General features: G+C 72.7%; 11 protein-coding genes. 5 read left to right on the plus strand and 6 right to left on the minus strand.

Annotated elements, in window-relative coordinates; genetic code table 11:
• The first annotated feature begins 1 nt into the window (after nucleotide 1).
• From ACIBU0_RS32410 to hypE, 5 genes are read left to right on the plus strand one after another with little or no spacing between them, the layout of a single operon-like run.
• Nucleotides 2-799: an oxidoreductase gene (locus ACIBU0_RS32410; RefSeq protein WP_398825544.1), complete on the plus strand. Its 798-nt coding sequence runs from the start codon at nucleotides 2-4 to the stop codon at nucleotides 797-799.
• Nucleotides 796-2,127, plus strand: coding sequence for a Ni/Fe hydrogenase subunit alpha (locus ACIBU0_RS32415; RefSeq protein ID WP_398825546.1), 1,332 nt, complete (start codon nucleotides 796-798; stop codon nucleotides 2,125-2,127). The genes ACIBU0_RS32410 and ACIBU0_RS32415 overlap by 4 nt, the downstream gene beginning before the upstream one ends.
• A gap of 23 nt (nucleotides 2,128-2,150) precedes the next feature.
• Complete coding sequence (locus tag ACIBU0_RS32420) at nucleotides 2,151-2,777, plus strand: CBS domain-containing protein (protein WP_398825548.1); 627 nt, start codon at nucleotides 2,151-2,153, stop codon at nucleotides 2,775-2,777.
• 16 nt (nucleotides 2,778-2,793) lie between these two features.
• Entirely contained in the window at nucleotides 2,794-3,897 is a 1,104-nt protein-coding gene (gene hypD / locus ACIBU0_RS32425) for a hydrogenase formation protein HypD (RefSeq protein WP_398825550.1), read from the plus strand.
• Nucleotides 3,894-4,928: a hydrogenase expression/formation protein HypE gene (gene hypE, locus ACIBU0_RS32430; RefSeq protein ID WP_398825552.1), complete on the plus strand. Its 1,035-nt coding sequence runs from the start codon at nucleotides 3,894-3,896 to the stop codon at nucleotides 4,926-4,928. Before hypD ends, hypE begins: the two co-directional genes overlap by 4 nt.
• Before the next feature lie 77 nt (nucleotides 4,929-5,005).
• Here the strand turns inward: hypE and ACIBU0_RS32435 are convergent, their stop codons facing one another.
• The 6 genes from ACIBU0_RS32435 to ACIBU0_RS32460 form a co-directional block, all read right to left on the minus strand.
• Complete coding sequence (locus tag ACIBU0_RS32435; RefSeq protein ID WP_398825554.1) at nucleotides 5,006-5,581, minus strand: hypothetical protein; 576 nt, start codon at nucleotides 5,579-5,581, stop codon at nucleotides 5,006-5,008.
• Nucleotides 5,578-6,597 carry an Acg family FMN-binding oxidoreductase gene (locus ACIBU0_RS32440; RefSeq protein ID WP_398825556.1) on the minus strand — a complete coding sequence of 340 codons (1,020 nt, stop codon included), beginning with the start codon at nucleotides 6,595-6,597 and terminating at the stop codon, nucleotides 5,578-5,580. The genes ACIBU0_RS32435 and ACIBU0_RS32440 overlap by 4 nt, the downstream gene beginning before the upstream one ends.
• Before the next feature lie 44 nt (nucleotides 6,598-6,641).
• Nucleotides 6,642-7,142, minus strand: a complete 501-nt coding sequence (locus tag ACIBU0_RS32445; protein WP_398825558.1) for a flavodoxin domain-containing protein — start codon at nucleotides 7,140-7,142, stop codon at nucleotides 6,642-6,644.
• 32 nt (nucleotides 7,143-7,174) lie between these two features.
• Entirely contained in the window at nucleotides 7,175-7,906 is a 732-nt protein-coding gene (locus tag ACIBU0_RS32450) for a CBS domain-containing protein (protein ID WP_398825560.1), read from the minus strand.
• A 12-nt stretch (nucleotides 7,907-7,918) separates the two neighbouring features.
• The gene (locus tag ACIBU0_RS32455) at nucleotides 7,919-10,630 is read right to left on the minus strand and encodes a GNAT family N-acetyltransferase (RefSeq protein WP_398825562.1); all 2,712 of its coding nucleotides are present in this window, start codon (nucleotides 10,628-10,630) and stop codon (nucleotides 7,919-7,921) included.
• Between the two features lie 152 nt (nucleotides 10,631-10,782).
• Nucleotides 10,783-13,164: a phosphoketolase gene (locus tag ACIBU0_RS32460; RefSeq protein WP_398825564.1), complete on the minus strand. Its 2,382-nt coding sequence runs from the start codon at nucleotides 13,162-13,164 to the stop codon at nucleotides 10,783-10,785.
• Between the last annotated feature and the right edge of the window lie 61 nt (nucleotides 13,165-13,225).

Genomic DNA, 13,225 nt, shown 5'->3' on the forward strand with positions numbered 1-13,225 from the left:
GATGGCCCCGACACTCGCCGTGTTCAAACTGGCCTCCTGCGACGGCTGCCAGCTCACCCTGCTGGACTGCGAGGACGAACTCCTGGCGCTGGCGGGCGAGGTGGAGATCGCGCACTTCCTGGAGGCGTCCAGCGCGGTGGCGCCCGGACCGTACGACCTCTCGCTCGTCGAGGGCTCGGTCACCACGGCCGAGGACGCCGAGCGGGTCCGCGCGATCCGGGCCGCCTCGCGCCACCTGGTGACCATCGGGGCGTGCGCGACCGCCGGGGGCATCCAGGCGCTGAGGAACTTCGCGGACGTCGACGAGTACCGGCGCGTGGTGTACGCGCATCCGGAGTACGTGGACACGCTGGCCACCTCCACGCCCGTGTCCGCACATGTGGACGTCGACTTCGAGCTGCGCGGCTGCCCGATCGACAAGCGCCAGCTCATCGAGGTGATCACCGCCTTCCTCGCCGGTCGCAGGCCCGACATCCCGGACCACAGCGTGTGCTTCGAGTGCAAGCGGCGCGGGACCGTCTGTGTGACCGTCGCCCACGGCACGCCCTGTCTGGGCCCGGTCACCCATGCCGGATGCGGGGCGCTGTGTCCGGCGTACGGCCGCGGCTGCTTCGGCTGCTTCGGGCCGTCCGGGTCGGTGAACCTGCCCGCGCTGATCCCGCTGCTGCGCCGCGACGGCCTCGACGACGCCGCCGTGGAGCGGTTCCTGCACACCTTCAACGCCGCCGCGTTCGAGAAGTTCGAGAAATCCGCGACACCTGCGAAATCCGCGAAGTCCGACAAGGAGGCGGCCAAGTGACGCACCGTGGTTCCCGTCTGCTGCACGTCGGCTCACTGTCCCGGGTCGAGGGAGAGGGCTCGCTGCGCCTGCACGTCCACGACGGAACGGTCACCGAGGCGCGGCTGGAGATCTACGAGCCACCCCGGTTCTTCGAGGCGTTCCTGCGGGGCCGTTCGTACACGGAGCCGCCGGACATCACGGCCCGGGTGTGCGGGATCTGCCCGGTGGCGTACCAGATGAGCGCCTGCGCGGCGATCGAGGACGCGTGCGGGGTGACGGTGGATCCGGTGATCCGCGATCTGCGCCGGTTGCTGTACTGCGGCGAGTGGATCGAGAGCCAGGCGCTGCACATGTATCTGCTGCACGCGCCGGACTTCCTGGGCCGCGCGAGCGCGATCGAACTGGCCCGCACGCACCGGGCCGAGGTCGCGCGGGGGCTCCGGCTGAAGAAGGCGGGCAACTCCCTGATGGAGCTGCTCGGCGGGCGCGCGGTGCATCCCGTGAACGTCCGTCTGGGCGGCTTCCACCGGGTGCCGACGCGAGCGGAACTCCGACCGGTCGCCGAGGAGTTGAAGCAGGCGCTCGACGACGCGTGGGACACCGTGCGCTGGGTCGCGGGCTTCGAGTTCCCCGAGGCCCGGGTCGAGGCCGACCTGCTGGCGCTGGCCGAGCCGGGCACGTACGCCATCGAGAGCGGGACGCCTACCGTCCTGCGCACCGACGGCGGCACGGGCTCCTTCGCCGTGCGGGACTTCACCGAGCACGTCGCCGAGACACACCTGCCGCACTCGACGGCACTGCACTCCCGGCTCGACGGACGGCTGCATCTCACCGGCTCCCTGGCCCGGTTCGCGATCAGCGGCGCACGGCTGTCGCCGGTGGCACTGCAGGCGGCCGTGGAGGCCGGGCTCGGCGATCCGCGGGAGGGGGCCGTATGCCGTAATCCCTTCCGGTCGATCCTGGTGCGGGCCGTGGAGACCGTGTACGCCGTCGGCGAGGCACTGCGGATCATCGAGGCGTACGAGCCGCCCGCGCGTCCGTACGCCGAGGTGCCCCCGGTCGCCGGCGTCGGCCACGGCGCCACCGAGGCGCCGCGCGGGGTGCTCTACCACCGCTACGCACTCGACGCCGAGGGCCTCGTCACCAGCGCGCTGCTCGTGCCGCCCACGGCACAGAACCAGGGCGCGATCGAGGACGACCTGCGGCGGCTGACGCAGCGGGCGATCGGCGAGGGCGACCCGGACGACGGCGAACTGACGGCCCTGTGCGAGCGGGCGATCCGCAATCACGATCCGTGCATTTCCTGCTCCACCCACTTCCTCGACCTGACGGTCGTCCGTACCTGAGGAGAGACATGCGGGAGGTTGCGATGCCTGAATCTCCGTACACCGTGAGCGACGTGATGACGCACACCGTCGTCGCCGTCGGCAGCGAGGCACCCTTCAAGGAGATCGTCGAGCTGCTCGACCAGTGGAAGGTCAGTGCGATGCCGGTGCTGGCCGGTGAGGGGCGGGTCGTCGGGGTGGTGTCCGAGGCCGACCTGCTGCCCAAGGAGGAGATGCGCGACGGCAACGAGGCCGGGAGCGATGTCGAAGTGCGGCTCAAGGCGGCCGCGCTGACCGCGGGTGAGCTGATGAGCACCCCGGCGGTGACCGTGCACGCGGACGCCTCGCTGGCCGAGGCCGCCCGCATCATGGCCCGCCGGCACGTCAAGCGGCTCCCGGTCGTGGACGGCGTCGGCATGCTGCAGGGCGTCGTCAGCCGCAGTGACCTGCTGAAGGTGTTCCTGCGGCGCGACGCGGAGATCGCCGACGAGGTCCGCGGCAGCGTGCTCACCCATCTCCCGGTCACCACCGATCTGGGGGTCTCGGTCACCGAGGGCGTGGTGACGTTGACCGGCGCGATGCCCGAGCGCGGGCTCGTGCCCGTGGTGGCGCGGGCCGTGCGCGCGGTCGAGGGAGTCGTCGACGTCCAGCTGGATCTGAGCCACCGATGAAGGGCCCGCGCGACCGATGAAGTACCTCGACGAGTACCGCGATCCCGTCCTCGCCCGGCGGCTGCTGGACGAGCTGCGGCGGGCGGCCACGTGTCCCTGGCGGATCATGGAGGTGTGCGGCGGCCAGACCCACACCCTCGTCCGTCAGGGCATCGACGAACTGCTGCCCGCCGGCATGCGGATGATCCACGGCCCCGGCTGCCCGGTCTGTGTCACGCCGCTGGAGACCCTGGACCGGGCCATGGCGATCGCCGCCCGCCCCGGCGTGATCCTCACCAGCTTCGGCGACATGCTGCGCGTGCCCGGCACGGAAACCGACCTGCTGTCGCTGCGGGCGCGGGGAGCGGACGTCCGGGTGGTCTACGCCCCGATGGACGCCGTACGCCTCGCCGCCGAGCACCCCGATAAGGAGGTCGTCTTCCTCGCCGTCGGCTTCGAGACGACCGCGCCCGCCAACGCGACGGCCGTGCTGCACGCGGACCGCCTGGGGCTGACGAACTTCTCGATGCTGGTCAGTCATGTCCTCGTGCCGCCCGCGATGACGGCGCTGCTGGACGACCCGGACTGCGAGGTGCAGGCGTTCCTGGCGGCCGGGCATGTGTGCGCGGTGATGGGCTGGCGGGAGTACGAGCCCATCGCCGCGAAGTACCGGGCGCCGATCGTCGTCACCGGGTTCGAGCCGCTGGACCTGCTGGAGGGCATCCTCATGGCCGTACGGCAGCTGGAGGCCGGTCGGTACGAGGTACAGAACCAGTACGTGCGGGCCGTGCGGCGCTCCGGCAACACCGAGGCGCAGGACGCGGTCCGTGAGGTGTTCCGGGTGACCGACCGGGCCTGGCGGGGCATCGGGGCGCTGCCCGGCAGCGGGCTGGAACTGGCCGGGAACTACCGGCGGTTCGATGCCGCCCGGCGCTTCGACGTGGGCGGGCTGTGTCCCGTCGAGGACGCCGAGTGCATCGCCGGCGCCATCCTCACCGGGGCCAGGCTGCCCACCGACTGCGCGGCGTACGGCACGCGCTGCACGCCCCGCCATCCTCTCGGCGCGCCCATGGTGTCGTCCGAGGGCACGTGTGCCGCCTTTTACGCGGCCGGACGCACTCCTGCGAGGAGGACGGCATGACCATCCAGTGCCCCACCCCCCACCACGACGACGAGGTCGTCCTGCTCGGCCACGGAGCCGGCGGCCGTCTCACCGCGGAACTCCTGGACCGGCTGATCCTGCCCGCCCTGGACGGCGACGCGGGCCCCCTGGAGGACGCGGCGCTGCTGCCCGGCTACCGGGAACTGGTGATCAGCACCGACAGTTTCGTCGTCAGTCCGCTGTTCTTCCCCGGCGGGGACATCGGGTCCCTCGCCGTCCACGGCACGGTCAACGACCTCGCCATGCGGGGCGCGTGGCCGCTCGCGCTGTCCGTCTCCCTGATCGTCGAGGAGGGGCTGCCGCTGACCGAACTCCGGTCGGTCATGGCCTCGTTGGGGAAGGCCGCGCAGGACGCGGGCGTGCCCGTGGTCACCGGGGACACGAAGGTGGTGGGGCGCGGTGCCGCCGACCGGCTGTTCATCAACACGACCGGCATCGGGCAGCGGCACGGCTCGTTGCATCCGTCCGCCGCGCTGGCCCGCCCCGGCGACGCGGTGCTGCTGTCCGGGCCGGTCGGGCTGCACGGCACGACCGTGCTCAGCACCCGTGAGGGACTCGGCTTCGAGGGGGACATCGCCTCCGACAGTCGGCCGCTGCACCGCCTGGTGCGCACCCTGGTGCCGTTCGGCGCCGACGTGCACGTGCTGCGCGATCCGACGCGCGGCGGGCTGGCCGCGGCCCTCAACGAGATCGCCCGTGACTCGTCGGTCGCCGTGGAGATCGAGGAGAGCGCGGTGCCGGTGCCCGAGGCGGTCGCCTCGGCGTGCGACCTGCTCGGCCTGGACCCGCTGGTCGTCGCCAACGAGGGCTGCCTGGTCGCCTTCGTCGCCGCGGACGCCGCCGAGGGCGTGCTGACCGCGATGCGGTCGGTGAGCGAGGGCGCGGCGGCGGTACGCCTCGGCGAGGTGCTGCCGGACGGCCCGGCGGGACGGGTGACCCTGCGCACCCTGGTGGGCGCCCGGCGCATCGTGGAGATGCCGTTGGGTGAGCAGTTGCCGCGGATCTGCTGAGGGGAACCGGTGGGGCGACCACCTGTGGAGCGACGTCCGGGATGAGCCGATGACGCCGTCCGAGGCAGCCGGGTTTGTCAGCCTGCGCTCCGCCGCCACCGCGGATCCGCCTCGGCCCACTCCGTGTCCCAGTGCCACAGCCGCCGCCGGTCCAGCCATCCGCATGCGCCCCAGCCGGTGAGGGCCACCATGACGCCGACGCCCACGGCGGCCACCGTGCCCAGCACGGCGCCCTGGTACGCGGCCTGGTCGACGGTCGCCGGCTCGGGTACCGGCTGCCCCTTGGCGTTCAGCCACACACGGGTCCTGTCCCCGGTCTCACTGCCCGGCTCGACGCGGGTCACGCCCGTCCGGGAGGTGCCGTCCGGCCCGGTCCAGCGCACGGTGGCCCAGGCTCGGGCGTCGTCGGTGCCCTCGGCGGCGGACGCGTCCAGGTCCGCATCCTCGGTGAGCACGGCGGTGACGGGGTGCCGTTCGGCCCGCAGGCCGCCCATGGTCCGCTCGACGGCGTGAGCGGTCCACACACCCGTACCGAAGGCCGCCGCGAACGCGAGGGTCCACGTCAGGAGCAGCAGCCAGGCCTCGACCACATAGCTGCGGCGCCTGAGGGGATTACGGCTCAGGCGCCAGCACAGTCGCCCGGTCCGGGTCATCGTCGCCACCGGACCGGTACGCCGTCGTGGAGCAGCACCTCGGCATGCGGGCGCCGCCGCGTGCCCCAGGTGTGAGGCGCACGGCCCAGGCGCAGGACCACCTGCGGGAACCGGCCGCCGACGAGGTGCGTGCGGATCTCCGCCCGCAGGGAGGGCAGTTCGAGGGGCTGGGTATGGAAGGCCGCCATGACGTCGTGGGCGGCGGCGTGGAGGAGGACGCGCTGGAGGGCCTGGCCCGCGCGGAGCCAGTCGGTGCGGCTGTCGTAGGGGGTGGCGAGCACGGCGACGGTGCCGGTGCGTCCGGCCCACCGGCGGCGCGGGCGGATGCAGTACTGGGCGAAACCGAGGTAGTCACGCCCGGCGAGCGGGGTGGCGTCGGGGTGGTGGCGGCAGGCCCCGACGGGTACCCCGTCCGGGCCCGCGGACCGGATGATCTCGGCGGCCTGACGTGGGTCCGCACGCTGGAGGTCCTCGGCGGTGCGGACCAGGTCCGCGAGCAGCCGGAGCTTCTCCGGTTCGTCGATGACCTGAAGGACGGCACCCTCGGTCCAGGCCTGGGCCGACAGGTCGTCGAGGAGCGCGTCCGGCACCGGGTCGGGGCCGAACGGCCCGCGGTGGGTGTGGCGACGGGGCATCGCGCGGGCCAGCAGGGTCTCCTCGGGGGTGGCCGGAGCGTGGGTCCCGTACCCCACGCGGGCCAGGAAGCCGGAATTCCCGGGTTCCGGCAGGAGGTCGACCACGGGCTGGAACCCCAGCCCGCGTACGGCGATCCGCACGTTGAACAGTGCCGCCCCGCAGGCGATGACCGCCTCCCGGCCACCGGGGTCGGTGAGGATCATCCGCCGCCCGCCCTGCAGGTGCACCTCGAAGCCGTGGTCGTGGCCCTCCTCGGCGAAGAGCCACGGCTGGCTGTTGTGCGGTGAGGGTGCCAGGGAGGCGGCGCGGGCCAGGTGGAGGGCGGCGTGGCCGGGACTCACTCGGGAGACGCGGCCGGGACTCACGTACGACACGGACATGGTGCTGCCACCCTTCAGAAGTCTCCTGGCCCGCGCAGCCTCGCTCAGCCCTTGGCAACCAGTTCGTCGGCGACCGTCCGCGCCCAGTCCTCGATCTGCCCGAAGTCCCGGAAATCACCGCCCTTTCCGTTCTTGACGATCATCCGGGCGACCCACCCCTTGGCGCCCTCCTGCAGGCAGCCGCCGAAGGTGACGTGCCCCTCGGCGCCCAGCCGCTGCATGTCCCGCTTCACTCCGGGCACGGGCGGGATGTCCCGCTCGGAGGCCGAGGGGTCCAGCGGGCCGCTGCTGAACAGCCACAGCGGGAGTTCCGCCAGCTCACGCCGGTTGCGGCGCAGGAACCGGCGCGCGTCCTTGTGCCAGCGCCCGGCATACAGCCCGCCACCGACGATCACGGCGTCGTACGGCGCCACGCTCTTGACCGAGCCGGCCGGGAGTGCCTCGGAGTTGAGGCCTTCCTTGCGCAGGATGTCGGCCACGGCTTCGGCGATCTCCGCGGTCGATCCGTTCGTCGTCCCATAGGCGACCAGCACCTTGGTGGTCACGGTGCTCCGCCTCCTTTCACAACGTCACAACGTCACAGCTTGCGCAGCCAGTCGTCGGCGACACCGTGCAGTGCCTGCTCGTCGGGCCGGACGTGCGAGTCGTCCAGCCGGTAGCTGAGCTTGTCGACGACCGCGACCACGCCGTCTATCTGACGGGTCATGGAGACGGCTATCTCCGTCTCGCTCTTGCGCTCCATCTGGCCCAGCAGCGTCACCACGCCCTCCGTCACGGAGACGACGATGCTGCGCGGAGGCAGCCACAGGGCCCGTACCAGCACCTCGTCCACGACCTCGGCGCGGATGTCCGCGTCCGGCCGCAGGAAGACCTGGAGCAGGTCGCGGCGGGTGACGATGCCGACCAGCCGCTGCTCCTCGTCGAGAACGGGCAGCCGTTCGATGTGGTGCTGCGCCATGGTGCGGGCGGCCTCGACGATGGTGTCGTCGGCGTGGACCGTGACCGGCGGCTCGGTCATCAGCTGACCGGCGGTGCGGGCCTGGGCCTTCACGGCCCGCTCGCGCCCGGCGCGGGTCAGCCGGTCGAGGCGGAAGCGCTTCTTCGGCTCGAACGGGTCGGGGGTCTCGGCCTGGCGGACCATGAGGTCCGTCTCCGAGATCACGCCGATGACCTTCTCGTCGTCGTCGACGACCGGCAGTCCGCTGATGCGGTGGTCACCGAGCAGCCTGGCGACCTCCTTGAACGGGGTGCCGTACTCGGCGCGGACGACCTCCGTGGTCATCACGGAGCCGACCTTGTTGTGCTTCATGGATGTCCCTCCTCAGCGGAGTCGGCGCAGATACGGGTCCTGGGGCCTGCGCGGCAGCAGGCGCACGCGCGCATCGAGCACGGTGACTCCGCCCGGTGTCGCGAGAACGGGGTTGAAGTCGGCCTCGGCCAGCTGCGGCAGGTCGCTCGCCATGCGGGACAGCCGCAGCAGCAGGCGTTCGAGACCCTGGAGGTCGACCGGGCGGCCGCCTCCCCCGGAGGGGGTACCCCCAGCGCCGAACAGGAGCGGGGCGCAGCGCGGGGCCGTGATCAGGTCGTGCACGTCGTGGTCGGTGAGCGGGGCGAGGCGGGCGGCGTGGTCGTTGAGGACCTCGGTCGCGGTGCCGCCCAGTCCGAACAGGACGAGCGGTCCGAAGACCTGGTCCTGGACGACGCCGGCGAACAGCTCGGTGCCGCGGTCGGCGAGCGGCTGGATCACCACTCCCTCCAGCAGACCGGCGAACCGGGTCTCCAGGTCCCGGAAGGCGGCGCGGACTTGGTGGTCTCCTCGCAGGTCGAGGTGGACTGCGTGCTCGGCGGTCTTGTGCACCAGGCCCGGCCAGTGGCCCTTCATCACCACCCGGCCGTCGGCGCCGCGCAGCCGCTCGGCGGCGAGGACGGCGTCGTCCTCGGTGGCGGCCCAGGCCCAGTTCAGCTGGGGAATGCCGTAACAGCCGAGGAGTTCGGCGCATTCACGCGGGTCGAGCCAGCCGCCGTCCGGGTGCCGGTCGAGGTAGGCGTCGACGACGGCGTGGGCGCGGTCCGTCTCGACATCGTCGAGGTCGGGGACGGTCCCGGCGGGCCGGGCCAGCCAGGCCGCGCGGCGGGCCGCGTGGGCCAGTGCCCTCGCCGCCGCCTGGGGTTCGGCGTAGGAAGGGATGGTGGAGGCGTCGGCGGCGGGCAACAGCTCGACGGGCAGGCCCTGTTCGAGCCGTACCGCGACGACCGGCTTCGGCCGTCGTCCGGGAGTGCGCGTGAGGGCTCTGACGAGGTCGTCGCCGGTCGCCGCGGCGACCGCCGTGGGGACGAGGGCCACGAGGACGGCGTCCACGGCGCCGTTCCGCATGATCCGGTCCACACAATCCGTGAGCTGCTCCTCCGTGACGGCCGCGGTGGCGTCGACGGGGTTGCCGACAGCGGCGCCTTCCGGCAGGACGGCGCGCAGGTCGCCGATCAGCTCGAGGCCGGGCGCCGGGAGCTCCAGGCCGGCCTCGGCGCAGGCATCTGCGGCGAGGACGCCCGCTCCCCCGGCGTTGGTGACGATGGCGATGCGGGGCCCTGCGGGCAGGGGCTGGGAATGCATGAGGGCGGCGGCTTCGAGGAGCTCCCCGACCGAGCGGGTGGCGGTGATGCCGGCCTGGGTGAACAGGGCGCCGCGCGTCATGGTGCGGGTCGCGGCGGCCGCGGTGTGCGAGGCGGCGGCGCGTCGGCCCGCCTCGGTGCGGCCGGCGTCGACGGTCAGGACCGGGATCCGGCGGGTCACGCGCCGGGCGGTGCGGGAGAAGGCGCGCGGGCTGCCGAAGGACTCCAGGTGCAGCAGGGCGAGGTCGGTGCGGCCGTCGCTCTCCCACCACTGGAGCATGTCGTTGCCGCTGACGTCGTACTTGTCGCCGAGGGAGGCGAAGGAGGAGACGCCGATGCCGAGCCGGGACAGCCCGTCGAGCAGCGCGATGCCGACGCCGCCGGACTGCACGGCGACGCCCGCGGTGCCGGGGCGCGGGTGGCCGGCGGCGAACGTGGCGTCCAGGCGCAGGTCCGGGTCGGTGTTGGAGATGCCGAGGCAGTTGGGGCCGACGAGGCGCATGCCGTGCGCGCGGCAGGCCGCGAGCAGTGCCTGCGCCTGGTCGGCGTCCAGTCCGGCGGTGACGACGAGGAGGGCCCGTACGCCCGCCTTCCCGCACTCCTCCGCGGTGTCCGGGACCGCGGCGGCGGGTACGGCGAGGACCGCGAGGTCGGGGGTCTTGGGCAGGGCGCTGACCGAGGGGTGGCAGGGCACGCCGAGGATCGAGCCGGCGCGCGGGTTCACCGCGAACAGGCGGCCGGTGTAGCCGCCGGTGTGCAGCTGGTGCAGGATCGCCCGGCCCACGGATCCCGCCTTGCGTCCGGCGCCGACGACGGCCACCGTGCGCGGCCGCAGCAGCGGTTCGAGGCTGGCGATGTCGGCGGCGCGGCCGCGTTCCTCCACGGCCGTGAGGTAGGTGTCGCTCTGGTCGAGGGCGATGGTGCAGCGCACCTCGGGGCCGTCGAAGCGGCGGGCCGTGCGCAGGCCGAGGTCGGCGAAGAGCTTCAGCACCTCGTGGTTCTCGCTGAGCGCGTCGGCGGTGAAGCCGGTGATGCCCTCGGCGCGGGCGGCGGAGACGAGGTGCTCGACGAGGAGGGTGCCGACGCCCCGGTGGTGCAGTCCGTCGGCGACCGCGATGGAGATCTCCGCCGTGTCCCCGGTCCCGCCGCTGTCGTACTCGGCGAGGCCGATCATCCGGCCCTCCGTCTCGGCCAGCAGTGCCCGGTATCCGGGGCCCGGCTGGGCGCAGGCGCGTGCGGCGGCCAGTGCGGCGGAACGCCGGCTCGCGGCGAAGAACCTCAGGCGCAGGTTCTCCGGGGACATCTCCTCGTACAGCCCCTGGACCTGGTCGTGGTCGTCGGGCCGCACGGGCCGGATGCACACGGTGGTGCCGTCCGCGAGCAGGGCGTGGACCGTGGGCCGGCTGAGCGCGTCGTCCGTCATCGCGGATCTCCTTCACGTCTTCTCGTCACTACGAGCGTCCAGCGGAACGGGCGACGGCCACAGGGGCTGTCCGGGCGGTCCGGGTGGGCCGGTCGGCCCTCACCGGAGGGCCGGGTATCGGGCCGGGCCGGAACCGCCCTGCGAAGGCCCGGTCAGGAGTTCCAGGACCAGTCCGCGATCTCCGGCAGATCCGTGCCGTGCTCGCGGATCCAGGCCTGGTGGCGGGTGCGGGCGTCCGCCATCTGCTGCCGTACGGCCGCGGCACGCACCGCGAGGCCCGGGACGCGGTCGATGACGTCCATGACCAGCCGGTAGCGGTCGAGGTCGTTGCGGACGACCATGTCGAACGGCGTCGTCGTGGTGCCGGACTCCTTGTAGCCGCGCACGTGCAGGTTCTTGTGGCCGGTGCGCCGGTAGGCCAGGCGGTGGATCAGCCACGGGTAGCCGTGGTAGGCGAAGATCACCGGCTTGTCCGCGGTGAACAGGCCGTCGTACTCGAAGTCGGTCATGCCGTGCGGATGTTCCTCGCGCGGCATCAGCCGGGTCATGTCGACGACGTTGACCACGCGCACGGCGAGATCGGGCAGGTGGCGGCGCAGCAGCTGGGCGGCGGCCAGGACCTCCTGCGTGGGTACGTCACCGGCACAGGCGAGGACCACGTCCGGTTCACCGCCGTTCCCGGAGCCCGCCCAGTCCCAGATTCCGGCGCCGCGCGCGCAGTGGGCGACGGCCTGGTCCATGGACAGCCAGTCGAAGCAGGGCTGCTTGCCGGCCACGACGACGTTGACGTAGTCCCTGCTGCGCAGCGCGTGGTCGGCCACGGACAGCAAGGTGTTGGCGTCCGGCGGCAGGTAGACGCGGACGACCTCGGGGCTCTTGTTGAGGACGTGGTCGACGAAACCGGGGTCCTGGTGGGAGAAGCCGTTGTGGTCCTGGCGCCACACGTGCGAGGTGAGCAGGTAGTTGAGGGAGGCGACGGGCGCACGCCACGGCAGCCCCCGGGACGTCTTCAGCCATTTGATGTGCTGGTTGACCATCGAGTCGACGATGTGCACGAACGCCTCGTAGCAGGAGAACAGCCCGTGCCGGCCGGTGAGGAGGTAGCCCTCCAGCCAGCCCTGGCAGGTGTGCTCGGAGAGGATCTCCAGCACACGGCCGTGGCGGTCGAGGTGCTCGTCGACCGGGAGGGTCTGTGCCTGCCAGGCCTTGCCGCTGGCGTCGAAGACGGCCTGGAGGCGGTTGGAGGCGGTCTCGTCGGGGCCGACGACACGGAAGTCTCGGCGGGCCGAGGTGTCCTTCATGACCTGTTCGAGGAAGTCGCCGAGGACACGGGTCGGCTCGTGCAGGGTCGTGCCGGGCTTGTCGACCGGCACCGCGAAACGGTCGAAGGACGGCAGCGGCAGCTCGCGCACGAGCAGACCGCCGTTGGCGTGCGGGGTGGCGCCCAGGCGGCGGAGTCCATCGGGGACGCAGGCCAGGACGTCGGCGACCGGCCGGCCGTCGGCGTCGAACAGCTCCTCGGGGCGGTACGACCGCAGCCACGCCTCCAACTGCCGCAGGTGCTCGGGGTTTTCACGGACGCCGGCCAGCGGGACCTGGTGGGCGCGCCAGGTGCCCTCGACGGGCACGCCGTCCACCTCGGCGGGGCCGGTCCAGCCCTTGGGGGTGCGCAGGACGATCACCGGCCAGTGCGCGCGCTCACCGATGCCCTCCTCGCGGGCCGTGCGCTGGAGCAGGGCGATCCGGTCCAGGGCGTCGTCGAGGGCCCGGGCCATGGCGCGGTGGACGGTGGCCGGGTCGTCGCCGGTGACGTGGAGGGGTTCGTGGCCGTAGCCGCGCAGCAGGGCGTCGAGTTCGTGCTCCGGCAGCCGGGAGAGCACCGTGGGGTTGGCGATCTTGTAGCCGTTCAGGTGCAGGATCGGCAGGACGGCCCCGTCGTGCACCGGGTCGAGGAACTTGTTGGAGTGCCAGGAGGCGGCCAGCGGCCCCGTCTCCGCCTCGCCGTCGCCGATCACGCAGGCGACCACCAGGTCCGGGTTGTCGAAGGCGGCGCCGTACGCGTGCGACAGCGCGTACCCGAGCTCACCGCCCTCGTGGATCGACCCCGGCGTCTCCGGCGCCACATGGCTGGGCACACCGCCGGGGAAGGAGAACTGCCGGAAGAGCCGCCCCATGCCGGCCGCGTCCCGGCCGACGTCCGGGTACGTCTCGCTGTACGACCCCTCCAGCCAGGAGTTGGCGAGCACGGAGGGGCCGCCGTGCCCCGGGCCCCACACGCACAGGGCGTCCAGGTCGCGCGCCTTGATGACGCGGTTGAGATGGGTGTACACGAGGTTGAGGCCGGGCGAGGTGCCCCAGTGGCCGAGGAGGCGCGGCTTGATGTGCTCCGCCTTCAGCGGCTCGCGCAGCAGCGGGTTGGCCAGGAGGTAGATCTGTCCGGCGGCCAGGTAGTTGGCGGCCCGCCAGTGGGCATCCAGGGTGCGCAGCTCGTCGTCGGTCAGTACGGTGCTGTCCTGGTGTTCGAGCTCGGGCATCGGTGACTCCGTAAGTCGTCGAGTGGGTCGTCGACGGGGTCGACGGGCGGTGGGAGGCGGA

It is taken from the genome of Streptomyces sp. NPDC049627 (genome assembly GCF_044465645.1).
Classification (GTDB): domain Bacteria; phylum Actinomycetota; class Actinomycetes; order Streptomycetales; family Streptomycetaceae; genus Streptomyces.

Excerpts from the sequence above, each read along its gene's own strand:
- ACIBU0_RS32410 (WP_398825544.1), top strand. The coding sequence starts at position 2 with ATGGCCCCGACACTCGCCGTGTTCAAACTGGCCTCCTGCGACGGCTGC.
- ACIBU0_RS32420 (WP_398825548.1), top strand. The coding sequence starts at position 2,151 with ATGCCTGAATCTCCGTACACCGTGAGCGACGTGATGACGCACACCGTC.
- hypD (WP_398825550.1), top strand. The coding sequence starts at position 2,794 with ATGAAGTACCTCGACGAGTACCGCGATCCCGTCCTCGCCCGGCGGCTG.
- hypE (WP_398825552.1), top strand. The coding sequence starts at position 3,894 with ATGACCATCCAGTGCCCCACCCCCCACCACGACGACGAGGTCGTCCTG.
- ACIBU0_RS32435 (WP_398825554.1), bottom strand. The coding sequence starts at position 5,581 with ATGACCCGGACCGGGCGACTGTGCTGGCGCCTGAGCCGTAATCCCCTC.
- ACIBU0_RS32440 (WP_398825556.1), bottom strand. The coding sequence starts at position 6,597 with ATGTCCGTGTCGTACGTGAGTCCCGGCCGCGTCTCCCGAGTGAGTCCC.
- ACIBU0_RS32450 (WP_398825560.1), bottom strand. The coding sequence starts at position 7,906 with ATGAAGCACAACAAGGTCGGCTCCGTGATGACCACGGAGGTCGTCCGC.
- ACIBU0_RS32455 (WP_398825562.1), bottom strand. The coding sequence starts at position 10,630 with ATGACGGACGACGCGCTCAGCCGGCCCACGGTCCACGCCCTGCTCGCG.
- ACIBU0_RS32460 (WP_398825564.1), bottom strand. The coding sequence starts at position 13,164 with ATGCCCGAGCTCGAACACCAGGACAGCACCGTACTGACCGACGACGAG.